The sequence below is a fragment of the Micromonospora sp. WMMD1274 genome (assembly GCF_049179035.1).
Lineage (GTDB): Bacteria > Actinomycetota > Actinomycetes > Mycobacteriales > Micromonosporaceae > Micromonospora > Micromonospora tulbaghiae.
On sequence record NZ_JBMHMG010000001.1, the window covers coordinates 635,026 to 656,244 of the forward strand.

Genomic DNA, 21,219 nt, shown 5'->3' on the forward strand with positions numbered 1-21,219 from the left:
CCTCCTCCGTGGGCGGGCTCTCACCCGCCCACGAAGGAGGGGTCACCTCACCCCTGCGGGAAGTAGGTGCCGTAGTCGGCGTACGCCATGGCGATGTCCGCCTGCGCCCAGAACCGGTGGTAGTTGAAGACCGGCTCGGGACCGCCGTCCAGGTACGCCTGCACCTTCGGCCAGTCCGGGTCGTTCTTGTAGAACGAGCGGATGTCCAGGAAGCTCTTGCCCGGGGCGATCGCGTCGCCGTTGGGCATCTTCCCGGTCCAGCCGTTGGGGACGTAGAGACCCTGGCCGTCGGCGGCGTTGTAGACGTCGTCGAAGCGCTTGTAGTCGCCGCGCTTCTCCGGCGTCGAGACGCCCTTGCTGTCGGCGGACGCCGAGAGCGCGTCCAGCAGACCCTTGGCGGTGTCCTTCGCCGCGGTGTTGCCGGACTTGGCCGCGTACGCGATGAGCGTGCGGGCGTAGGCGCCGGCGACGCCGACGTCCTGGCCCTTGACCGTCACCTCGACGTGCAGGTTGGTGTTCGGCTGCGGGCTGCTCGGGTTCCAGTTGGCCGGCTGGCCCGTCCACTTCATGTCCGACGGGATCGACCAGTTGGTGCCGACAGTGGTGTTGGCGATCGCCCACGGCACCCACTTGTCCAGCAGCGCCTTGGCCTTCGCGTTGCCGGTCTCCAGGTACAGCTCGGCGATGCGCTGCATCGACCAGGCCTGCATGCCGAACCACTGGTTCGACGGCGGGTCGTTGTAGACCGGGTCGACGTCGTAGAACATGCCGTAGAAGGTGGCGGTGCCGGCCGGCGGCTGGGCGTAGCTGCCGTCCCAGCTGTTGGTGGCGCCACCGGCGATGCCGCCCTCGGCGGACTGGAGCCAGGTGTAGAACTCCAGCTGCCGGTCGAGGCTCTTCTGCCAGTCGGAGACCGCGGTCGGCGACTTCGGCTTCAGCTCCGCGACGTTGGTCATGGCCCAGGCCGCAAACGGGTTCTGGTAGCCGAAGTGGCTGTGGCTGGAGCCGATCCGCCACGACCAGTTCTGCGAGGTGTCGTACGCGCCACCCCAGGCGTAGTACCAGGAGAGCAGGTAGTGCGCCGAGTCACGGCCGCTGGCGGCCGGGCAGGTGGACGCCCCGACGCAGTTGCCGATCTTCTTGAAGTACTTGTCGAACAGCGCGTAGCGCAGGTAGTCGCCCATCTTGGCGGCCTTGGCCACGGTGGCCGCCACGTCGGCCTGCTTGCCCTGCGCCTTGGCCCAGGTCAGCGCCCAGTAGGCGGCCTGGACGGCACGCGCGTCGGCGTCCGGGGCGTTGGTGTACTTCCACTGCTTGGCCGGGGCGCTGGACTCCTTGACGAACAGGTCCAGGTAGCCGTTCGGGCCGCCGTGCTTGAACGTGTCGCAGGACGGCTGCGGCACGGTCTCCCACACCGACTCCTGGGTGCCCCGCTGGAAGGTGTTGATGTACGCGGGCCGGGTGGTGCCGTCGCCGCAGCGGCCGTAGCCGTAGGTGTTGTCCACGTCGAGCAGCCAGTGCATGCCGTAGATGTCACCGGTGCCGTAGGTGGACTGCAGCTCCGAGCGCAGCGGATCCTGGCCGACCGGGACGCTGGCCTCCAGCGCCGACGGGTACTGGCTGGGCAGGTTGTGCTCGGCGGCGTACTGCGGGGTGCCGGGCGAGCCGGCGGTGGCCTGGTCGGCGTGCGACGGGATGATGTACTTCTCCATCACCGTCCAGGCGTTGTTGAACGGGGCCCAGTTCTGGGTGACCCGGCCGTACTGCGCCTCCAGCCAGAGCCAGAAGCTGAACGCCTCCGAGGTGGTCTCGTGGCCGTGGTCGGGTGCCTCGACGATCAGCGTCTCGATCGAGTGGTACGGCACGCCCTCGGGGCTGAAGTAGCCCGAGTTCTTGATCTTGCCGTACTGGTCGAGGAACTTCTTGATGTAGGCGTTGTCGCCGCCGGGGGTGTCGTTGTCCGCCTCGGTGGCGACGACGGAGATCGGGGCGTAGCCGGTGGCCGACGCGGTGATCGTGGCGGTGCCGCCGACCGTGTCGGAGTCCTCCGCGGCCGACACCGTGGCGGTGACGCCGGTGCTCCAGTTGCTCGAGGTGAGCGTCAGCGTGGACGGCGACACGGTGATGTCGCTGTCACCGGTGACGGCGAGGGTCACCGGCACGTTGGCCGTCGGCGCCGCGCTGAGCGTGTACCGGACCGTGGCGCTGCCGCCCTCGGCGACGGTGACCGCGGACGGGCTGGCGACCAGCCTCGGCCCGCTCGCCGCCGTCACGGTGAACGACTTCTCCGAGACGGCCGTGCCGCCCGCGTTGTCGTACGCCTTGGCCTGCACGGTGTAGCTGCCGGCCGGCAGGTCGAGCAGGTCGTAGCCGTACGGCGCGGTGGTGTCGGTGTTGACCAGCAGGCCGTTGCGGTAGAACTCGACCTTGCTGATGGTGCCGTCGGTGTCGCTCGCGGTCGCGGTCAGCGGCACGTCCGCCGGCGCCTCGAACGGGCCGGACGGCACGCTCAGGGAGACCGTCGGCGGCTGGTTGGTCTGCGCGCCGTTGCAGGCGACCCCGTTGAGGGTGAACGCGGTGGGCTTCGGGTTGCTGCCGCTGAAGCTGCCGTTGAAGCCGATGCTGGTGGACGCGCCGGTGGGCAGGCTGCCGTTCCACGACTCGTTCGTGGCGGTCACCTCGCTGCCGGACTGGCTCCACCGGGCCGACCAGCCCTGAACCACGCGCTGGCTGCTGTTCGGGAAGGCGAACTTCAGCGACCAGTTGTTCAGCGCGTCGCCCAGGTTCTTGATGGTGACGTTGGCGGTGAACCCGTTGTTCCAGTCGTTCGACGCATACGTCACGTCGCAGGCGGGCGCGGCCTGGGCGGCGCCCGCGGGCAGGGCCACCCCGCCTATGACGAGGGCGGCGGCGGCGAGCATCGCCGTGCGGCGACGTCTGGCCAGAAGTCTCATGTGGGCGGTGTCTCCTCGGACCGGGCCGGGACCTGGGGCCCCGGCGGGGCGCCTCCACGCGCCGACGGGGCGTACGCGGGGGGACGGAGGCGTCCGGAAAGGTGGTCGTCCCGGCCGTGCCGGGGATCGGGGCGCCGCACCGGTTCGTCACCGGGTGCCCTCGGCGGCCCGCGCTCGCGTTCACTGGCTCCGCGTGGCGTGACGAGAGTGTGACATGGAAGCGCTCCCACCACAACGGCCAGCGTAGATACGCGCTTCCATGTTTCGATCTCGTTTAGGGGCTTTTCCAAACCCGTGACGGGCGTTACAGTCGCAGCATCGCCGATGGGAGCGCTTCCATCGACGGAGATACAAGTACTGGATCGCCGGGTGCACCCGTGCCCGGCGCGTCGGCCAGAGGCCGACGGCGGACCAGCCCGGACGCCGCCGCCGGCCGTCACCCGCCAGACGGAGGGAGGTGGAACCAGAGCCACTCGCGTGGCCCGGCTCCCGCGCGACGCGCACGACGGACGCCAATTCCACTTCGTGCGTGTGTGCACCATCGGTGGGGACGGGGGTTGCCCTCCCCCGTCCCCACACTAAACCCCCGTTGTCGACGGCAAAAGAGGCCGACGGGACAGGCGTGACACGCCACCCGGACGGCCTTTCTCGCTATCCGCCCCACCCCTCGCCGCTCACGCCGCCGCGAGCGACGTTCCCGAGCGACGCCCCCGCCCACCCACTTTCCGGCCGCCCGCCGGCCGCGCCGCACGTCGCCGCGACCGCCGGATCGGGCCGGCCGCTCCCTGGCTATGATGGGAGCGCTCCCGGCCCAGGGCGGCCCGTCACTCCGAGGAGAAACCTCATGTCGTTACTCACCCGACGGCGCCTGCTCCGCCGCGCCGCCCTGTCCGCGACCGCGGCCGGCGCGGCCCGGACCGGGCTCGCCGGCGCCACCGCGGCCGGGATCGCCGCGTCGACCGTCGCGCTCGGCGGCTGCGACAGCCCGCCCGAGCGCACCACCGACCCGGAGCCGGACCGCGGGCTGCGTTTCCCGGACGGCTTCGCCTGGGGGGCGGCGACCTCGGCGTACCAGATCGAGGGGGCCGCGAAGGAGGACGGGCGGGGTGAGTCCGTCTGGGACACCTTCAGCCACACGCCGGGCCGGACCCGCAACGGCGACACCGGCGACGTCGCGGCCGACCACTACCACCGGTACGCGCAGGATCTGGACCTGATGCGCGACCTGGGGCTGCGCAGCTACCGGTTCTCCATCTCCTGGCCGCGTATCCAGGCCGACGGCTCCGGCCGCCCCAACCAGCGCGGCCTCGACTTCTACCGCCGCCTGGTGGACGGGCTGCACGAGCGCGGCATCGCCCCGATGGCCACGCTGTTCCACTGGGATCTCCCCCAGGCCCTCCAGGACGCCGGCGGCTGGGAGAACCGGGACACCGCGGAGCGCTTCGCCGAGTACGCCGACATGGTGTTCCGCGCCCTCGGCGACCAGGTGCCGGTCTGGCTGACCATCAACGAGCCGAAGACCGTGGTGCAGAACGGCTACATCTGGGGCCACCACGCGCCGGGCATCCGCGACGAGGACGCGGCGTACCTGGTCGCCCACCACCTCCAGCTCGGCCACGGCCTCGCCGTGCAGGCGCTGCGCGCCTCCGGTGGCACCGGCCGGATCGGCCCGGCGCTCAACCTGCACCCCTGCTACCCCGCCGACGACTCCGCCGAGTCGGCCGCCGCGACCCGCCTCTACGACGGCTACGAGAACCGCCTCTACCTCGACTCGATCTTCAAGGGCGCGTACCCGCAGGACGTGCTGGACGACCTCGGCCCGGCCAGCCGGATGGCCCGCGGCGTCCGCGACGGCGACCTGAAGATCATCTCCAGCCCGGTCGACCTGCTCGCCGTGCAGTACTACACGCCGATCTACGTCACCGCCGACGGCGGCACGGTCCGCAAGTGGCCCACCTCCGAGGCGGAGTGGCAGCAGATCTACCCGGAGGGCATGTACGACATCCTGACCCGGGTCACCCGCGACTACGGCCGGGTGCCGATCACCATCACCGAGAACGGCCTGCCCTGCCCGGACGTGCCCGGCGCGGACGGCAACGTCGACGACGCCGGGCGGGTCACCTTCCTGCGCGACCACTTCGCCGCCGCCCACCGGGCCATCGGCGACGGGGTGCCGCTGGAGAGCTACCACGTCTGGTCGCTGCTGGACAACTTCGAGTGGGCCGAGGGGTACGAGCAGCGCTGGGGCCTGGTGTACGTCGACTACGCCAGCCAGCGGCGGGTGCTCAAGCGCAGCGCCCACTGGTACCGCGACGTGATCCGCCGCAACGGCCTGTAGGCGACGGTGCCCGGCCGGCGCGATGCCGGCCGGGCACCGGGCCGCCTCAGCGCGGCAGCGCCTGCTGGAGTTCGGCGCGCAACGCCGGGGTGAGCATCTCGCCCGCCTGCTTGGCCAGCCGCGCCATCTCGTAGCCGACCACGCCGATGTCGGCGTCCGCCCCGGCCAGCGTGGCCAGGATCGAGCCGTCCCGGATCTGCATCACCAGGAAGTAGCCGCGCCCCATCTCGACCACCGTCTGCTTGACGACGTCACCGTCGAACATCTGGGCCGCACCGGCGGTGATGCTCATCAGGCCGGAGGTCACCGCGGCGAGCTTGTCCGCGTTGTCGCGCGGCAGGTGCGCCGAGATCGCCACCAGGAGCCCGTCGGAGGACACCACCACCGCGTGCGCCACCCCGGGAACGCGCTCCGCGAACGCGTTCACCAGCCAGCTCAGGTCGCGTGCCTCCTGGCTCAACGTCGTCACTGTCGTCGTCCTCCTTCATCGCGCGGCAGGTACATCTCGGTGGTCTCCTCGGCCTCGGCCCGCCGTACCCCGCTGTAGAGGCGCGACAGCATGCCGCCGACCGCCTCCGGGTCCGGCTCGTGCCGCACCACCGGGCGGTCGGCCGGGGCGGCCGAGGCGAGCTGGGCCATCGGCACGCGTACCGGCAGACCCCGCTCGTTCGTCCCTCCGGTCACCGGCGTCGCCGCCGGCGCCGGCGTCACACCCAGCGCCGACGCGGCCGGACCCTGCCGGCTGAACCACCCGCCGCCCGCCGCGCCGGCGTCCGGCGTGAGCACGTCCTCGGCCCGTCCCGGGCGGGGACGCGGCGCGGTCACCGGCGCGGCGGGCGGCGCCGGCGCAGCCGCCCCGGCGTCCGTCCCGTCGCCCAGCGGCCGCCCGGTCAGCGGGGACACCGGCAGCGCCGCGGGCTGGCCCGGCGCCGGACGCCATCCGGCCACCGGCAGTTCGGCGGTCGCCGCGGCGAGCGCAGCGGACGCGGTGACCGGGCCGGTGAGCATCGCCTGCGCCGTCCCGCGCACGAGCCGATTCGGCTCCGGCCGGCCCGCCTCCGGCGCGGGCGCCTCGGCCAGCAGCGCGACCGGGATCCGCACCCGGGCCACCAGGCCCTCCCGGCCCGAGCTCAGCCGCACCCGTACGCCGTGCCGGGCGCTGAGGTGGCTCACCACGAACAGGCCCATCCGTTCCGAGGCCGACACGTCGGCGGCCGGCGGCTCGGCGAGCACCGCGTTCGCCTCGGCCAGCGCCGGCGGGCTCATGCCCAGCCCCTCGTCGACGATCTGCACGAGCGCGCCCCGGCCGTCCGGTTCGACGACCACCCGCACCGCGGTGTCCGGACGGGAGAAGGCGGTGGCGTTCTCCAGCAGCTCCGCGAACAGGTGCACCAGGTCGCCCACCGCGTGCCCGACGACGTGCAGGTCGGTCCGGTTCTCGTGGCGCACCCGCTGGTACTGCTCGATCTCCGCGCTCGCGGCCAGCAGCACCGCGCCCAGGCCCACCGGGCGGTTCCACCGCCGGGTCGACTCGCTGCCGGCCAGCACCAGCAGGCTCTCGTCGTTGCGGCGCATGCGGGCGGCGAGGTGGTCGAGCTTGAACAGGTTCTCCAGCTGGTCCGGGTCGCTCTCCTCGCGTTCGAGCTCGTCGAGCAGCTCCAGCTGCCGCTCGACGAGCACCTGGCTGCGCCGGGCCAGGTTGACGAACATGGCGTTGACGTTGCGTCGCATCATCGCCTGCTCGACCGCCACGTCGACGGCGCTGCGGTGCACCGCCACGAACGCCTCCGCCAGCTCGCCGATCTCGTCCTGCGAGTCGATCACCGAGGGCGGCACGTCGATCGCGCCGACCGGGCGGTCGACTGTGCGCAGCCGTTGCAGCGTCAGCGGCAGATCCACCTGGGCGATCCGCAGCGCCTGGCCGCGCAGCTGCCGCATGGAGCGGGCCACCGACCGGCCGACCAGCAGCGAGATCAGCACCGCGGCCAGGAGCACCGTGGCGATCGCGCCGCCCACCAGCAGCGTGTCGCGCAGCTGGCGGGCGCTGGCGTCGTCGGCCTGGCGTACCGCGTCGGCGACGATCTCGCTCTCCAGCTGGCGGAACAGCTCCTGCCGCTGCTCGCTGGCCGCCCACCACTGGGTCGCGTCGAGCAGGGCCGGCTTCGTCTCGCCGCCGCCGGGCAGCGTCCGTTCCTCCATCCGGGTGGCGGCGACGAAGGCCGGATCGACCGAGGTGCGGTCGTAGCGACGGATCTGGTCGGCGGTCGCCGCGACCCGGAACGCGCCGAGGGCGGTGAGTTGCTGGGCTCGCAGGTCGCTGAGCGTCACCTGGTCGTCGGGCTCGTACCGGCCGGACCGGGCGGCGGCGTAGAGCTCCGCCCGGATGCGCGAGGACAGTTCCTTCACCCGGGACAGCTGCGCGTACCGCAGCACCGCCTCGGTCAGCTCCTGCCGGCCGCCGCCGGGCGACGGCTCGGCCAGCAGGTTCAGCAGCGCCGCGATCGACCGGTGGTAGTTGCTCAGCACGGTGTCGCTGGAGAGCACCGCGGGCGCCACCGCCGCCCGGATGTTCACCACCTGGTCGTACGCCTCGACCGCCTCGGAGTAGGAGACCCGCCAGGCCGCGTCGGCGTCGGCCAGCGGAGCGGCGGCGGCACGCAGGTCGGTCATCGCGCGGTCGGTGGCCTCCTGGAGCGGCTTCAGCGCGGCCACCGCGGCGTCCCGGTCGGTGCCGGCGCGGCGCAGCGCGGCCAGCTCGCCCGCGGTGCGGTCCCGCTCGTGCTGGAGCCGGTCGACGGCGGTGGAGATCTGCCGCCCGATGCCGACCTGCTCGGCGAAGGCGCTCAGCGTGGTGGTCTGCCCGACCAGCCCGCGGGTCTGGATGCCGGCCAGGACGAGGAACGCCAGTGAGGGGATCACCAGCACCGTGGCGAGCTTGGTGCCCATCCGCCAGTCCCGCAGCCGGAACCCGGAGCGCCGCCGGTGCGGCTGAGGGGCCGCGCCGCGCACCGGGTCGGGACCTGCGCCCACGGTTGCCTCCTCCTCCCGCCCCACCACGTCGGGGAGCGGAGTCCATCCAATCAGGCCGTCGGTCGGTGTCAACGGCCGCCCGGACGGCATGACCAGGACGGTCAGCGCCGCGGGTGGACGGTCACGCGTGCGAGGCGGCCTCGCCCGTCCGGCCGATCCCGGCGATCTCGTCGGCCTCCGCGATCCGGCCGAGCGCGACGAGCGCGGCGCCGGTCGCACCGATCTCCGGGTTGCGTTGCCAGCACACCCGGCGGGGCGCGAGCACGTCGAGGAACGCCCCGCGCCACCACGGCGAGGCGGTCAGCGCCCCACCGCCGAGGACCACCTCCATCGGCTCGCCGATACCGGCCTCCAGCAGCGTCAGGTCGTCGGCGACGAGCCGGCACAGTCCGCTCATCAGCCCGGCCAGGATGTCCACGGCGGTGGTGCCGAAGCTGAGCCCGCGCAGCTCCCCCGAGCCCGCCGGGGCGACACCCGGCGGCCGGTCGCCGCCGAAGCGGGGATTCGCGCGCACCGAGCCGGCGGCGCGGTCCAGCGCCGCCTCCAGGTCCGAGCCCTCCGGCAGCCGCAGCTCACGCGCCGCCCAGGCGAACAGGTTGCCGCCGCTGGAGTACGCCGCGCCGGTCACCACGTGGTCGTGGTCGACCCGGTACCGCCACAGCTGCCCGGGCAGCGGCGGCGGCTCCGCGCCGGCCGGCACGGCCTGGATCATGCGGACCGCGGCGGAGGTGCCGACTGTCACCGCCGCGCGGGTCGGGTCGACGCATCCCGAGCCGACGTTGGCGGCCGCGCCGTCGCCCACCGGCGGCGCCCACCGCGCGCCGGCCAGCTGCGGCCAGCGCCGCGCGTACGCCGCGTTCAGCCGGCCGTGCCAGCCCCGGGGGGCCAGTGGCGGCAACCGATCCGGGCGTACGCCGGCCAGCTCGCACGCCTCCGGATCCCAGTCCATGCGGCGCAGGTCGAGCAGCCCGGTGCCGGAGGCCAGCGAGATCGACATCGGGGCGTCGTCGAGCAGCGTGCCGAGCGCGTACTCGGCGAGCCCGGTGAAGCGTGCGCACCGGTCGACGCGCTCGCGCAGCCAGGGCAGCCGCACCGGCCAGTAGCAGCGGTGCCACCAGGTGCCGGTCCGCCGGTGGAAGTCCGCCGGGTCGGCCGGGCCGGTCGCGCCGGCCGGCGGCTCCGGCCGGGTGTCCAGCCAGGTCAGCACCGGCCCCGACGGTGTGCCGTCGGGCGTCAGCGGCAGCACCGAGTGCCACTGCGCAGAGGTGGCCACGAGGTCCACGTCCCGCAGGTGCCCACCGGCGGCCAGCTCGTCCAGGCACTCCACCAGGCACGCCAGGTAGGCCGGGCCGTCGAGCGTCCCGGTGCCGTCGTCCCCGGTGACCAGGTGCACCCGGCGGCGGGCCAGCGCGCCCGGGCGCGGCACGGCGTCCGCGTCGAGCACGAGGCCGCGCACCGAGGAGGTGCCCAGATCCAGAGCGAGAATGTCCATCGCCGGTCAACCTACCCGGCGGGACCGGCGGCCACTCCAAGATCCGTACCCGGTGACGCGCGATCGGGTTCCACGGCGCCTGTCGATCGCGTACAGTGACCGTCATGCCCGCGCACCTGTCCTGCTGGTGGCCCGCCGACCCGGCGGCCCACCCCCGCGCGTAGCTTCCCCACGCGGCCGCCCGACGAGGCGGCCGCCGGTCTCCCCCCGGCATCCCGGGTCGCCTTCACCGGCGGCCACCGGCCCACCGAGGAGACCCGATGATCCGCCTGTCCGACCCGCTCGCCGCCGTCGCGGCCGGCCGCGACCCCGGCCCGTTCGCGCTCGTCCGCCGCGAGGGCGCCGACCACGTCGACCTGTTCACCGGCCCGGTACGCACCGCCGGCGCGCTCGCCGACCTGCCGCTGCCCGAGGACGGCGCCGGCCCGCACACGCTGGCCCTGGTGCCGTTCCGGCAGGTCACCGAACGCGGTTTCGAGTGTGTCGACGACGGGCTGCCGCTGGAGTTCCTGGCGGTCGAGGCGCACCGGCGGATACCCCTGGCCGAGCTGCTCGACGACCTGCCCGACGCCGAGGTGCGCACCCGCGACGCCGGCTTCGACATCGCCGACGACGAGTACGCGGCGATCGTGGAACGGGTGCTGGCCGACGAGATCGGCCGGGGCGAGGGAGCCAACTTCGTCATCCACCGCACCATGCGCGCCACGGTGCAGGGCGACCCGCTGGCCGCGGCCCTGGCCGCGCTGCGCCGGCTGCTGCTGCGCGAGCGGGGCGCGTACTGGACGTTCCTGGTGCACACCGGCACCCGGATCCTGGTCGGCGCCAGCCCCGAGCGGCACGTCAGCGTCGCCGACGGGCTGGTCGAGATGAACCCGATCAGCGGCACGTTCCGGCACCGGGGCGAGACCGTCGACCGCTCCGCGCTGCTGCGCTTCCTGCACGACCCGAAGGAGGTGGAGGAGCTGTACATGGTGCTGGACGAGGAGCTGAAGATGATGGCCGTGGTCGCCGAGCACGGCGGCCAGGTGGTCGGGCCGTACCTGAAGGAGATGGCGCACCTGGCGCACACCGAGTACCTGCTGGCCGGGCGCTGCTCCCGGGACGTACGCGACGTGCTGCGGGAGACCATGTTCGCGCCCACCGTCACCGGCAGCCCGATGGAGAACGCCTGCCGGGTGATCGCCCGGCACGAGCGCACCGGCCGGCGCTACTACGCCGGGGTGCTCGCCCTGCTGGGCCGCGACGAGCAGGGCCGGCAGACGCTGGACGCGCCGATCCTGATCCGTACCGCCGAGATCTCGCCCGAGGGCGCGCTGCGGGTGCCGGTCGGCGCGACGCTGGTCCGGCACTCGACCACCGCCGGGGAGGTGGCCGAGACGCACGCGAAGGCCGCCGGTGTGCTGGCCGCGCTGGGTCTCGGCCCGGACGCGCCGCGCTCCGCGACCGAGCCGGCCGTCCGGTACGCCGACGACCCCGAGGTACGCGCCGCGCTGGCCGCCCGCAACGCCCCGCTGGCCCGGTTCTGGCTGGAGCAGCGGGAGCCGGGCGCGATCGCGCTGCGCGGGCTGGCCGGGCGGCGGGCGCTGATCGTCGACGGCGAGGACACGTTCACCGGCATGCTCGCCCACCAGCTCGGCGCGCTGGGCCTGGCGGTGACCCGGCGGGACTGGCCGGACCCGGGCCCGCTGGACGGATACGACCTGGTGGTGGTCGGCCCCGGCCCGGGTGACCCGCGGGACGCGGCCGCGCCGAAGATGGTGGCACTGCGGGCGCTGCTGACCGAGTTGCTCGCGTCCGGCCGGCCGACGCTCGCCGTGTGCCTGGGCCACCAGTTGCTCGCCGGGCTGCTGGGCCTGCCGCTGCACCGCCGCGACGCGCCGTACCAGGGGCTGCCGCGGGACGTCCCGGTGTTCGGGACGACCCGCCGGGTCGGGTTCTACGCCAGCTTCACCGCGCTCGCCGACGCGGACCGGGTGGCCGGCCCGTACGGCCCGGTCGAGGTGTCCCGCGACCCGGCCGACGGCGCGGTGCACGCGCTGCGCGGCGCGGGCTTCGCCGGGGTGCAGTTCCACCCGGAGTCGGTGCTGAGCCAGGACGGCACGAGGGTCCTGGCGGACCTGCTCGGACATCTGCTCGACCGGCCGGCGCTGAGCGCGCATGGAGCGGCCGATCGCGGGTAGGGCACTGGCGACCGGTGGTCCGGACGGGTTCGAGAGCCCCCGTCCGGCCACCGGTCGCCAGTCGGGTCAGCCGGCCATGCCCCGCTTCAGCGCGGCGCCCATCAGCACGGCGCGCTTGGCGGTGAGCGCGGTGGCGGCCAGGGCCACGTGGTCCGGGGCGACCTCGCCGTTGTTGCTGGTGTGCGAGGCGCCGTACGGGTTGCCGGCGACGAACTGGCTCGGGTCGGTGTAACCGGGGGTCACCACGATGCCGCCCCAGTGGTAGAAGACCGTGTACAGCGACAGCAGTGTGGCCTCCTGGCCGCCGTGCGACGTGGCGGTCGAGGTGAACCCGCTGTAGACCTTGTCGGCGAGCGCGCCGGCGGCCCAGAGCGGGCCGGTGGTGTCGATGAACTGCTTGAGCTGGGCGGCGATCATGCCGTACCGGGTCGGCGAACCCATGATGATCACGTCGGCCCAGGACAGGTCGTCCGGCTGCGCCTCCATCACGTCCTGGGTCTCCAGCCGGTGCGCCTGCCAGCCGGAGTTGGAGCGGATCGCCTCGTCGGGCGCCAGCTCACGTACCTTGCGCAGACGCACCTCGGCGCCGGCCTCCCCCGCCGCCTCGACCGCCGCCTGCGCCATCTGGTAGGTGATGCCGGTCGCGCTGTAATAGATCACCGCGACCTTGACCTGGCCATCCATCAGACGTTCCCTCCTCGTCTCGGGTCAGCTCCGGCGACTACCCGTTACTTGTTCCGTCAAACTCAGGGCGTGGCATGCTCTCCGGGTGGAGATCCGCACCGCCACGCCGGCCGACTGGCCGCTGATCTGGCCGTTCCTGCGCGAGATCGTGGCGGCCGGCGAGACGTACACCTGGCCCCGCGACGTCACGGAGGAGCAGGCCCGCAAGCTCTGGATGCCGCCGGCGCCGGCGCGGACGGTGGTCGCGGTGGCGCCGGACGGCGCGGTGCTCGGCTCGGCCAAGCTGGCGCCCAACCAGGGCGGCCCCGGCGACCACGTGGCGAACGCGTCGTTCATGGTCGCCCCGGCCGCCGCCGGGCGCGGCGTCGGCCGGGCGCTCGCCGCGCACGTGCTCGACGCGGCCCGGGCCGACGGCTACCGGGCCATGCAGTTCAACGCCGTGGTGGCCACCAACACCCGGGCCGTCGAGCTGTGGCGGTCGCTGGGCTTCGAGGTGATCGGCCGGGTGCCGGAGGGCTTCCGGCACCCCACCCGGGGGTACGTCGACCTGCTGGTCATGCACCGGCGCCTGGACTGAGCGTGGCTCAAGATTTGCGCAAGTTCCGTCCGCAACCGCTCTGCCCACCCAGCTCACACGGGATGCTGGTCGAACCGGCGCCGGCCGCAGCGGCCGCCCCCGCGCCGGGATCCTGAACGGGGGATCGCGCTGGTGTCGGCAGCGCCGCCGGCGCAGCGCGATCAGGGGCCTGGTTGTCGTACCCCGGGCCTACGCTGACGCCCGTGACCGTACGCCTCAATCGCGCCGAGGCGCTCGCGCTGCGAATGACCGGCCTGCTGCTACGCCCGCACCCCACCGCCCGCCCCGGGCGCGTCGCCGACGTCGTCGAGTGGTTCGGCGCCATGCAGGCGCAGGACGCGGCGAGCGGGCTGTGGTCGCTCGGCCTGCGCCTGCCCGGCTCCACCCAGGCCGACGTCCGCGCGGCGCTGGAGCGGCGCGAGGCGCTGCGCACCTGGCCCATGCGCGGCACCGTGCATCTGGTCCCGGCGCGTGACGCGCGGTGGATGCTGGAGCTGACCGGGGTGCGGACGCTGGCCGGCATCGCCGGGCGGTGGCGGCAACTCGGGCTGACCGTCGCCGACGGCGAACGGGCCGGTGACGTGCTGCGCGCGGCGCTGACCGGCGGCGGCCGGCTGGCCCGCGCCGAGTGCGTGGCGGCGCTGCGCGCGGCCGGGCTGGCCACCGACGGTCAGCGCGGCTACCACCTGCTCTGGTACGCCAGCCAGCGCGGCGTCACCTGCATCGCGCCGCACGTGGGCACCGAGCAGACGTTCGCGCTGCTCGACGAGTGGGCGCCCGACCCGCACCGCCCGGAGCGCGACGAGGCACTGGCGTTGCTGGCGCACCGCTACGTGCGCGGCCACGGCCCGGTGACCCGGCACGAGCTGGCCCGGTGGACCGGCCTGACGGTCACCGACGCGACCCGGGCGATCACCCTGGCCGGTGACCTGCTCGCCCCGGTCGAGGTCGACGGCGAGCCCGCGGTGGTCGACGCCGCGCTGCTCGACGCGCCCCGCGCGCCGGTCGACGACCTGCACACGCTGCCCGGCTTCGACGAATACCTGCTCGGCTTCAAGGACCGGTCGCTGATGCTCGACCCGGTGCACGCCGCGGCGGTGGTCCCCGGCAACAACGGCGTGTTCCGGTCGACCGTGGTGCGCGGCGGGCGCGTGGTCGGCACCTGGACGCGGACGCTGGGCGCGAAGGCGGTGACGGTCAAGCTGCAGCAGCTCGTGCCGTTCGACGCCGCGTTGCGTGAGCGGGTGGACGCCGCGCTGACGGGCTACGCCCGCTTCCTCGGGCTGGAGTTGCGCCACTCCTGGTGACTGCGTGGGCACCCGGGACGCGAGCAGGCCGAAGGGCCGGCGGCGCGCACTGCCACCGGCCCTTCGCCCGCATCCAGGGGTCAGTCGGCGAGCGCGCCGGCCGACCGGCCCTCGTGCAGCGTCAGGTTGCGGCCGCTGCCCGGGTCGAACAGGTGGATCTTCTCCAGGTTGAACCACACCCGGCGTGACTCACCCTCGCGTACCGGCGACTCCGCCGACAGCCGGGTGACCAGGTTCGACCCGGCGCCGGCGAAGTCCGCGGCGCCCGCGTCGGCGGCCAGCTCCTCCAGTTCGGCGGCGGTGGCCCGCTCCCCCTCGACGGTGAAGTAGACGTACTTGTCCGAGCCCATCGACTCGACGATGTCGACAGGCGCCTCGAACTCCATGCCCCGGCGGCGGGTCTCGTCGTCGATCAGCGCCGCGTCCTCGAAGTGCTCCGGGCGGATGCCCAGGATCAGCTCCCGGGGCGCGTCGCCGCCCTCCAGCTCGCGGCGGACCCGGTCGCCGACCGGCACGTCGCCGAGCGCGGTCCGCAGCCGGCCGTCCTCCACGACCGCGTGCACGAAGTTCATCGAGGGCGAGCCGATGAACCCGGCGACGAAGAGGTTGCGCGGGTGGTCGTACAGCTCCTGCGGCGGCCCGACCTGCTGCACCGCGCCGCCCCGCATGATGACCACCCGGTCGCCGAGCGTCATCGCCTCGGTCTGGTCGTGGGTCACGTAGACGGTGGTGGTGCCGAGCTGCTTCTGGAGGCGGGACACCACGGTGCGCATCTGCACGCGCAGCTTGGCGTCCAGGTTCGACAGCGGCTCGTCCATCAGGAACGCCTTGGGCTGGCGGACGATCGCCCGTCCCATCGCCACCCGCTGCCGCTGGCCGCCGGACAGGTTGGCCGGCTTGCGGTCCAGCAGCGCGGTCAGCTCCAGCACCTTCGCCGCCTCGTCGACCTTCTGGTTGATGGTCTCCTTGTCCATCTTCGCCAGCCGCAGCGGGAACGCCATGTTCTCCCGCACGGTCATGTTCGGGTAGAGCGCGTACGACTGGAAGACCATCGCGATGTCGCGGTCCCGGGGTGCCTTGTCGTTGACCCGCTCGCCGCCGATGCGCAGCTCACCGGAGCTGATGTCCTCCAGCCCGGCGATCATGTTGAGCGTGGTGGACTTCCCGCAGCCGGACGGGCCGACCAGGATCACGAACTCGCCGTCGGCGATCTCCAGGTCGACGTCCTGCACCGCGGTGGTCCCGTCCGGGAACCGCTTGCTCACCTTGTCCAGCACGATGTCGGCCATTGCTACCACCTATCCCTTGACTGCGCCGGAGGTCAGACCGGAGACGATGCGGCGCTGGAAGAAGAGCACGAACAGGATGATCGGCACGGTGATCACCACGGCGGCGGCGCAGATCGCCCCGGTCGGGTCCTCGAACTGCGACTCGCCGGTGAAGAACTGCAGCGCCACCGGGACCGTGCGGGACCGCTCGGTCGAGGTGAGCGTGATCGCGAACAGGAAGTCGTTCCAGCAGAAGATGAAGACCAGGATGGCCGTGGTGAACACGCCGGGCGCGGCCAGCGGCGCGATCACCCGCCGGAACGCCTGTGCCTGGGTGGCGCCGTCCATCTTGGCCGCCTTCTCCAGGTCCCACGGGATCTGCTTGAAGAACGCCGACAGCGTGTAGATCGCCAGCGGCAGCGCGAACGTGATGTACGGCAGGATCAGTCCGGGCCAGGTGTCGAACAGCCCGAGCTGCCGCTCGATCTCGAACAGCGGCGACACCAGCGACACCTGCGGGAACATCGCGATCAGCAGCGAGACGCCGACCAGCAGCTTCTTGCCCGGGAAGTCGAGCCGGGAGATCGCGTACGCGGCCATCGCCCCGAGCACCACCGCGATGGTGGTGGCGATCAGCGCGATGCCGATCGAGTTGACCAGGGCCCGGACGAACTGGTCGGTGTCGAAGATCGTCCGGTAGTTGTCCAGCGTCCACTCCCGCGGCCAGAACTTGCCGTCGGTGAGCGTGGCCGGGGTCTTGAACGACAGCGAGGCGATCCAGAGGACGGGGACCAGCGCGAAGACGACGACCACGACGTCCAGCAGGCCCCAGCGCACCTTCGCCCGCGTGGTGGTTTCCACTGCCATGTCAGCGCCTCTCCCCATCGTCGCTGCCCGGGGCAGCGGTGCCGAACAGCTTCACGAACACGAAGGCGATGATCGCCACGGTGATGAAGATCAGCACCGACATCGTGGAGCCGATGCCGAGGTTCAGGCCCCGGATCAGGTTGTTGTAGGCGAGCATCGACACCGACGACGTCTCGTTGCCGCCGTTGGTGAGCACGAAGATGTTGTCGAAGACCCGGAACGCGTCGAGCGTGCGGAACAGCAGCGCGACCAGGATGGCCGGCTTCATCACCGGCAGCATCACCTTGGTGAACCGCTGCCACGCCGTCGCGCCGTCGGTGGAGGCCGCCTTGAGCAGGTCCTCCGGCACCAGCGCCAGCCCGGCCATCAGCAGCAGCGCCATGAACGGGGTGGTCTTCCAGATCTCCGCCAGCATGATGATCGCCAGCGAGCTGGCCCGCTCGGTCAGCGGGGCGCTGCCGTCGAACAGGTTCGCCAGGTAGCCGGTGCCCGGCGTCCAGGCGTACCGCCAGGAGAACGCCGCGACCACCGTGACGATGCCGTACGGGATCAGCGCCGCGGTGCGCACGATGCCCCGGCCGACGAGCGTCCGGTGCATGATCATCGCCAGGCCCATGCCGAGCACCAGCTCGATCGCGACCGTGACCACGGTGATCAGCGCGGTGACCCCGAACGCGGTCCACCAGAAGTCGTTCGTCAGCACGGTGACGTAGTTCTCCAGGCCGACGAACTGCCGCTCGTCGGGGAAGCGCAGGTCGAAGCGTTGCAGCGACAGCCAGACCGAGTACAGGATCGGGTACGCGGTGACCAGCACCATGACCAACGCGGCCGGCGCGCACAGCAGCCAGCCGAGGCGCCGCTCGGCGCGCTTGTTCTCGCTCAGCGGGGCACGGGAGCCGCGCCGGGACCGCTGTTCCGGCACGGCGGCGTGCCGGCCGCCCGGCTGCTCGGCCTCGGCCTCGGCCTCGGCGGCGGCCTGCGCGCCGGCCGGCGTGGCGTTCACGCTCATGGCAGAACTCCCTTGGACTCCAGCGCGTCGGAGATCGCCTTGCGCAGTTCGTCAGCGGTCTGCTCGGGCCGGATCGCCGACGGCGGCGACAGGATCGCCGACATCACCGTGGAGATGCTCTGGTACGCCGGGGTCAGCGGGCGGACCGCCGGCTCCTTGAGCTCCTCCAGGATGGTCTCCTTCATCGGGTACGCCTCGGTCATCTCCGGGTCGTCGTAGACGGCCTCGATGGTGGGCGGCACGCCGTCGTTGACGGCGGAGAACTTCTGGTTCTCGGCGTTGCGCAGGCAGCGGGCCGCCTCGAACGACTCCTCCGGGTGCTTCGAGTAGGTGCTGACCGCCAGGTTGACCCCGCCGATGGTGACCTTGCTGGGGGTGCCCGGGTCGATGCCCGGCACCCGGGCCCACTTCACGTTCTTCGCCAGTTCGGGGTTGGCCTCCTGGAGCGCCGGATACACGAACGGCCAGTTCACCTGGAACGCGCCCTTGCCGGACTGGAACTCCAGCCGCACCGGGTCCTCCAGCGCGTTGCTGAACGACGGCGAGGTCACGCCCGACGTGGCGAACTTCTTGAGCTGGTCGAGCGCGCGCACCGCGCCGGCGTCCATCTCCGCCTTCTTGCCGTCGTCACTGAGGATCTTGCCGCCGGCGCTCTCCGCGAGCGTGTTGTAGAGGACCACGAGGCCCTCGTACTGGGCGCCCATGGTGAGCACCTGGTACGGCTTGCCCTGCTCCTTGAGCTGCTGGGCGGCGGAGATCATCTCGTCCCAGGTCTTCGGCGCCTGCGACACCAGGTCGGACCGGTACCACAGCAGCTGCACATTGGTGTTCTTGGGCGCGGCGTAGAGCTTGTCCTCGTACCGGGCGGTGTCCAGCGGGCCGGCCAGCGTGCCCTGCTCGACCTCGGCCTTGTCCTGGCCGGTCCACTCCCGGATCCACTTCGCGCTGGCGAACTCCTGCGTCCACGTGACGTCCAGGCCGAGCACGTCCATCCCGCTGTCCTGCGCGGCGAGGCGGCGCACCATCTGCACCCGCTGCTCGTCGGCCTCGCGCGGCAGCACCCGGTAGTCGATCCGGTACCGTCCCTGCGCCTGCGTGTTGCAGGTGTCGACCACCTTCTGCAGGTTCTGCTCGGGCGGGTAGTACAGGTTGATCGTGGGGACGCCGCCGTCGCCGCCGGATCCGCAGGCGGCCAGCGGGGCCACCAGCGCGAGCGCGGCGGCCGCCGCCACCGCGCGTCCGGCCGGCCGCCGTGCGGCCGTGTCGGGGACTCTCGTCATCACCCTCCCCCTCTCTTCGGCGAAGAACCGGGGAGTGAGCCGCGCCCCGGTGCACGGCGAGACGACCGGGGCATCGGCCCGATCGCCCGACGCCCCGGGCGTGTCGTGCGGCTGAACGTGCCCGACCTGCGACGGAGCGAAACATCACGGACATGTGACGGCCACGGCACGAACCGGGCCGGGCGATCGCGCGTCGTCCCACGTAGTGAAACGGCGAGGCTACCCAGCGTCAGCGGTCTGCACTAGCGTGGGGCTGGCTCCGTAGCCGGCGCGTCGCCGTCGACGCCGATGCGCCTCCGGCCGTCCCCCATCGCCCGCCCGATCGGTTGGTTCTGACGGGAAGTGCCGTGCGCCCGTTCCCCGGTTGGGCAGGATTCCCCCGAGGAGGTGCCGTCGTGCAGGACACCCGCGCTCTCGCCCTGACGTTCGAGGTGAGCGGCCTGCCCCCGGTCAAGACCGAGGCCCTGTCCATCTTCGCCGCCGGGCACCGGCAGGCGACGAGGGTCCGCACCCTGCTCCAGGCCGCCTGCACGGCGGCCCAGCGCACCGGGTGGACCCCGCTGACCGGGCCGGTCGAGGTGGACCTGACCCTGCGCTGTCCGCCCGGGCACCGCACCTCCGACGCCAGCACGCTGCTGGGCGGCGTGTGCGCGGTGCTCCAGGACAAGAAGCGGGTCTCCACCATCGGTCTCGCCCACCTCGGGGTGCTGGTCGACGTCGCGCTCTGGGCCGACGACCGGCAGATCCGCCGGCTGTCGTACGCCGAGGAGCCGGCGGAGGAGTTCTCGTATCTGGTCCGGGTGTCGGCCGTACCGACGATGGTTTGACCGACGTCCGCGGTGGGGTACCGCGGACGCCGAGGAAGGGAGTGCCGATGTCGGAGCCACATGTCACGCTCGATCCGAGCGGGCTCGACCCTGTGCAGCAGAAGCTGCGCGGCCCGCTGGAGGATCAGCTGACCTCGGCCCTGCAGGCGGCCGCCGACCGGGTCCGCGCCGGCTACGCGGGCGAGCCGGTGGAGGACGTCTGCCGTCGGTTGCTCGACGAGACCCGTTCCGGCCTGCACCCGGACATCGCGGCCGGCTTCCAGCCGGACATGGACGAGTTCTGCCGGGTGGCGGTGGCGATCGTGCGGGGCGAGCTGACCTGAGCCGGCGACGGCACACGATCTGAGTACGCGTACCGATGGCGGGTCCGCCCGCGGCGACGAGAATTCTCCCGTGCGAACTCGAATCATGATCGTTCTTGCCGTGCTCGGGCTGGCCGGGCTGATGGCGACCACCGGTTGTTCCCTGCGGCAGAGCATCTGCGGCAGCGACGAGTACCCGGTGATCGCGGTCGGCCCGCAGGGCGGCAGCTCCTGCGTGCCGGACGGGGAGGAACCGACGCCGCCGTACGTGCGCTACCCGGAGGGCAAGGAGCCGAAGCACGTCGACGACGAGTGGGACGTCTACTGGCGTACCCACGGCATCGACGAGAACAACACCATCATCGACCGCTGAGGCGGGGCCGCGTCAGCTCCGCCGCACGTCGACCGAGACGACGTGGGTGCCGTCGGGGCGGTCGCCCTCCCCCAGCCGCACCGGCAGCCGGCCGCCCTCGGGCGGCCGCAGGCCGAGCCCGAAGCTGAGGTGTCCCTCGAAGTCGCCGGCCACGGCCCATCCACGCAGCGTCGGGAAACGGATCGCCGCCGGCGGCAGGTCGGCCGTCGGGCCGCCGCGGGCGTCGTGCGCCTGGGCCGGATCGAACCGCACCGACAGGTACGCCGTGCCGGGCAGCGTGACCGGCGCGCCCCGCCCCTCGGTCACGACCTGCGGCACGTAGGCGACCTCGTAGGACGGGGTGGGTCCACGGAAGGCGAACGTGATCCGGCTGAACCCCTCCGCCGGGTGGTCGCCGACGTCGACCGCCACCAGGACGGGCAGCGGTTCCCCGGGCGGCGGGGTGACCGGCACCCGTACCCGGTGGGCCACCCGGACCGGCCCGCCGGGCACCGCCCAGCCCCAGGTGACGCGCCAGGATCCGACGGTCGACGCGGCCTCGGTCGGCACGGGCGGGGTGGGCGTGGCCTCCGGCGCCTCGGTCGCGGCCGGCGCGGACGGCGCCGCGGCCGTCGGGGTGGGCGCCGTGGACGCGCCGTCGTGGCCGGTCGCCGTGCAGGCCGCCGCGAGCAGCACGACCAGGCCGGCGAGCAGCGGTACGCGCTGAGGTGTCATGACTCAGTGTCGCTCCG

General features: G+C 73.0%; 17 protein-coding genes. 7 read left to right on the forward strand and 10 right to left on the reverse strand.

The window, feature by feature from the left end; translation table 11 throughout:
- Positions 1 to 47: 47 nt before the first annotated feature.
- Entirely contained in the window at positions 48 to 2,945 is a 2,898-nt protein-coding gene (locus tag ACN27D_RS02485; protein ID WP_358174707.1) for a glycoside hydrolase family 48 protein, read from the reverse strand.
- 853 nt (positions 2,946 to 3,798) lie between these two features.
- Between ACN27D_RS02485 and ACN27D_RS02490 the strand changes: the two genes are divergently transcribed.
- On the forward strand, positions 3,799 to 5,292 hold the full coding sequence (locus tag ACN27D_RS02490; protein WP_120569055.1) for a GH1 family beta-glucosidase: 1,494 nt from the start codon (positions 3,799 to 3,801) through the stop codon (positions 5,290 to 5,292).
- A gap of 46 nt (positions 5,293 to 5,338) precedes the next feature.
- On the opposite strand, the gene ACN27D_RS02495 is transcribed toward ACN27D_RS02490, so the two are convergent.
- Genes ACN27D_RS02495 through ACN27D_RS02505 form a run of 3 tightly spaced genes read right to left on the reverse strand, consistent with a single transcriptional unit; the run spans position 5,339 to position 9,814 of the window.
- Entirely contained in the window at positions 5,339 to 5,752 is a 414-nt protein-coding gene (locus ACN27D_RS02495) for a roadblock/LC7 domain-containing protein (protein WP_199733231.1), read from the reverse strand.
- 5 nt (positions 5,753 to 5,757) lie between these two features.
- Complete coding sequence (locus ACN27D_RS02500; protein WP_393157593.1) at positions 5,758 to 8,412, reverse strand: nitrate- and nitrite sensing domain-containing protein; 2,655 nt, start codon at positions 8,410 to 8,412, stop codon at positions 5,758 to 5,760.
- 31 nt (positions 8,413 to 8,443) lie between these two features.
- Positions 8,444 to 9,814: a gluconokinase gene (locus ACN27D_RS02505; RefSeq protein ID WP_358174577.1), complete on the reverse strand. Its 1,371-nt coding sequence runs from the start codon at positions 9,812 to 9,814 to the stop codon at positions 8,444 to 8,446.
- A gap of 260 nt (positions 9,815 to 10,074) precedes the next feature.
- Here ACN27D_RS02505 and ACN27D_RS02510 point away from each other — a divergent pair, with 260 nt between their 5' ends.
- Positions 10,075 to 11,994 carry a chorismate-binding protein gene (locus ACN27D_RS02510; protein ID WP_393157597.1) on the forward strand — a complete coding sequence of 640 codons (1,920 nt, stop codon included), beginning with the start codon at positions 10,075 to 10,077 and terminating at the stop codon, positions 11,992 to 11,994.
- 66 nt (positions 11,995 to 12,060) lie between these two features.
- Here the strand turns inward: ACN27D_RS02510 and wrbA are convergent, their stop codons facing one another.
- Positions 12,061 to 12,678, reverse strand: coding sequence for an NAD(P)H:quinone oxidoreductase (wrbA, locus tag ACN27D_RS02515; RefSeq protein WP_120569050.1), 618 nt, complete (start codon positions 12,676 to 12,678; stop codon positions 12,061 to 12,063).
- 85 nt (positions 12,679 to 12,763) lie between these two features.
- Here wrbA and ACN27D_RS02520 point away from each other — a divergent pair, with 85 nt between their 5' ends.
- Positions 12,764 to 13,255 carry a GNAT family N-acetyltransferase gene (locus ACN27D_RS02520; RefSeq protein WP_421498450.1) on the forward strand — a complete coding sequence of 164 codons (492 nt, stop codon included), beginning with the start codon at positions 12,764 to 12,766 and terminating at the stop codon, positions 13,253 to 13,255.
- Positions 13,256 to 13,458: 203 nt separating this feature from the next.
- Complete coding sequence (locus ACN27D_RS02525; RefSeq protein WP_421498451.1) at positions 13,459 to 14,562, forward strand: winged helix DNA-binding domain-containing protein; 1,104 nt, start codon at positions 13,459 to 13,461, stop codon at positions 14,560 to 14,562.
- An 80-nt stretch (positions 14,563 to 14,642) separates the two neighbouring features.
- Here ACN27D_RS02525 and ACN27D_RS02530 read toward each other — a convergent pair whose 3' ends face one another.
- Genes ACN27D_RS02530 through ACN27D_RS02545 form a run of 4 tightly spaced genes read right to left on the reverse strand, consistent with a single transcriptional unit; the run spans position 14,643 to position 18,986 of the window.
- Positions 14,643 to 15,851 carry an ABC transporter ATP-binding protein gene (locus tag ACN27D_RS02530; protein ID WP_120569047.1) on the reverse strand — a complete coding sequence of 403 codons (1,209 nt, stop codon included), beginning with the start codon at positions 15,849 to 15,851 and terminating at the stop codon, positions 14,643 to 14,645.
- A 9-nt stretch (positions 15,852 to 15,860) separates the two neighbouring features.
- A complete protein-coding gene (locus ACN27D_RS02535; RefSeq protein WP_026268483.1) occupies positions 15,861 to 16,697 on the reverse strand; it encodes a carbohydrate ABC transporter permease in 837 nt (278 codons plus the stop codon).
- 1 nt (position 16,698) lies between these two features.
- The gene (locus tag ACN27D_RS02540; protein WP_357897472.1) at positions 16,699 to 17,706 is read right to left on the reverse strand and encodes a carbohydrate ABC transporter permease; all 1,008 of its coding nucleotides are present in this window, start codon (positions 17,704 to 17,706) and stop codon (positions 16,699 to 16,701) included.
- On the reverse strand, positions 17,703 to 18,986 hold the full coding sequence (locus ACN27D_RS02545; RefSeq protein WP_421498452.1) for an ABC transporter substrate-binding protein: 1,284 nt from the start codon (positions 18,984 to 18,986) through the stop codon (positions 17,703 to 17,705). Before ACN27D_RS02545 ends, ACN27D_RS02540 begins: the two co-directional genes overlap by 4 nt.
- 395 nt (positions 18,987 to 19,381) lie before the next feature.
- Between ACN27D_RS02545 and ACN27D_RS02550 the strand changes: the two genes are divergently transcribed.
- From ACN27D_RS02550 to ACN27D_RS02560, 3 genes are all read left to right on the forward strand, one after another.
- The gene (locus ACN27D_RS02550) at positions 19,382 to 19,813 is read left to right on the forward strand and encodes a hypothetical protein (RefSeq protein ID WP_120569044.1); all 432 of its coding nucleotides are present in this window, start codon (positions 19,382 to 19,384) and stop codon (positions 19,811 to 19,813) included.
- A 47-nt stretch (positions 19,814 to 19,860) separates the two neighbouring features.
- Positions 19,861 to 20,136 carry a hypothetical protein gene (locus tag ACN27D_RS02555; RefSeq protein WP_013287312.1) on the forward strand — a complete coding sequence of 92 codons (276 nt, stop codon included), beginning with the start codon at positions 19,861 to 19,863 and terminating at the stop codon, positions 20,134 to 20,136.
- A gap of 70 nt (positions 20,137 to 20,206) precedes the next feature.
- Positions 20,207 to 20,488: an SCO0607 family lipoprotein gene (locus ACN27D_RS02560; protein ID WP_421498453.1), complete on the forward strand. Its 282-nt coding sequence runs from the start codon at positions 20,207 to 20,209 to the stop codon at positions 20,486 to 20,488.
- Between the two features lie 12 nt (positions 20,489 to 20,500).
- Here ACN27D_RS02560 and ACN27D_RS02565 read toward each other — a convergent pair whose 3' ends face one another.
- The gene (locus ACN27D_RS02565) at positions 20,501 to 21,202 is read right to left on the reverse strand and encodes an AMIN-like domain-containing (lipo)protein (protein WP_421498454.1); all 702 of its coding nucleotides are present in this window, start codon (positions 21,200 to 21,202) and stop codon (positions 20,501 to 20,503) included.
- Positions 21,203 to 21,219 lie beyond the last annotated feature (17 nt).

Coding starts and splice junctions, on each gene's coding strand:
- ACN27D_RS02530 (WP_120569047.1), bottom strand. CDS start 15,851: ATGGCCGACATCGTGCTGGACAAGGTGAGCAAGCGGTTCCCGGACGGG.
- wrbA (WP_120569050.1), bottom strand. CDS start 12,678: ATGGATGGCCAGGTCAAGGTCGCGGTGATCTATTACAGCGCGACCGGC.
- ACN27D_RS02540 (WP_357897472.1), bottom strand. CDS start 17,706: ATGAGCGTGAACGCCACGCCGGCCGGCGCGCAGGCCGCCGCCGAGGCC.
- ACN27D_RS02490 (WP_120569055.1), top strand. CDS start 3,799: ATGTCGTTACTCACCCGACGGCGCCTGCTCCGCCGCGCCGCCCTGTCC.
- ACN27D_RS02545 (WP_421498452.1), bottom strand. CDS start 18,986: ATGACGAGAGTCCCCGACACGGCCGCACGGCGGCCGGCCGGACGCGCG.
- ACN27D_RS02555 (WP_013287312.1), top strand. CDS start 19,861: ATGTCGGAGCCACATGTCACGCTCGATCCGAGCGGGCTCGACCCTGTG.
- ACN27D_RS02535 (WP_026268483.1), bottom strand. CDS start 16,697: ATGGCAGTGGAAACCACCACGCGGGCGAAGGTGCGCTGGGGCCTGCTG.
- ACN27D_RS02500 (WP_393157593.1), bottom strand. CDS start 8,412: ATGCCGTCCGGGCGGCCGTTGACACCGACCGACGGCCTGATTGGATGG.
- ACN27D_RS02510 (WP_393157597.1), top strand. CDS start 10,075: ATGATCCGCCTGTCCGACCCGCTCGCCGCCGTCGCGGCCGGCCGCGAC.
- ACN27D_RS02505 (WP_358174577.1), bottom strand. CDS start 9,814: ATGGACATTCTCGCTCTGGATCTGGGCACCTCCTCGGTGCGCGGCCTC.
- ACN27D_RS02565 (WP_421498454.1), bottom strand. CDS start 21,202: ATGACACCTCAGCGCGTACCGCTGCTCGCCGGCCTGGTCGTGCTGCTC.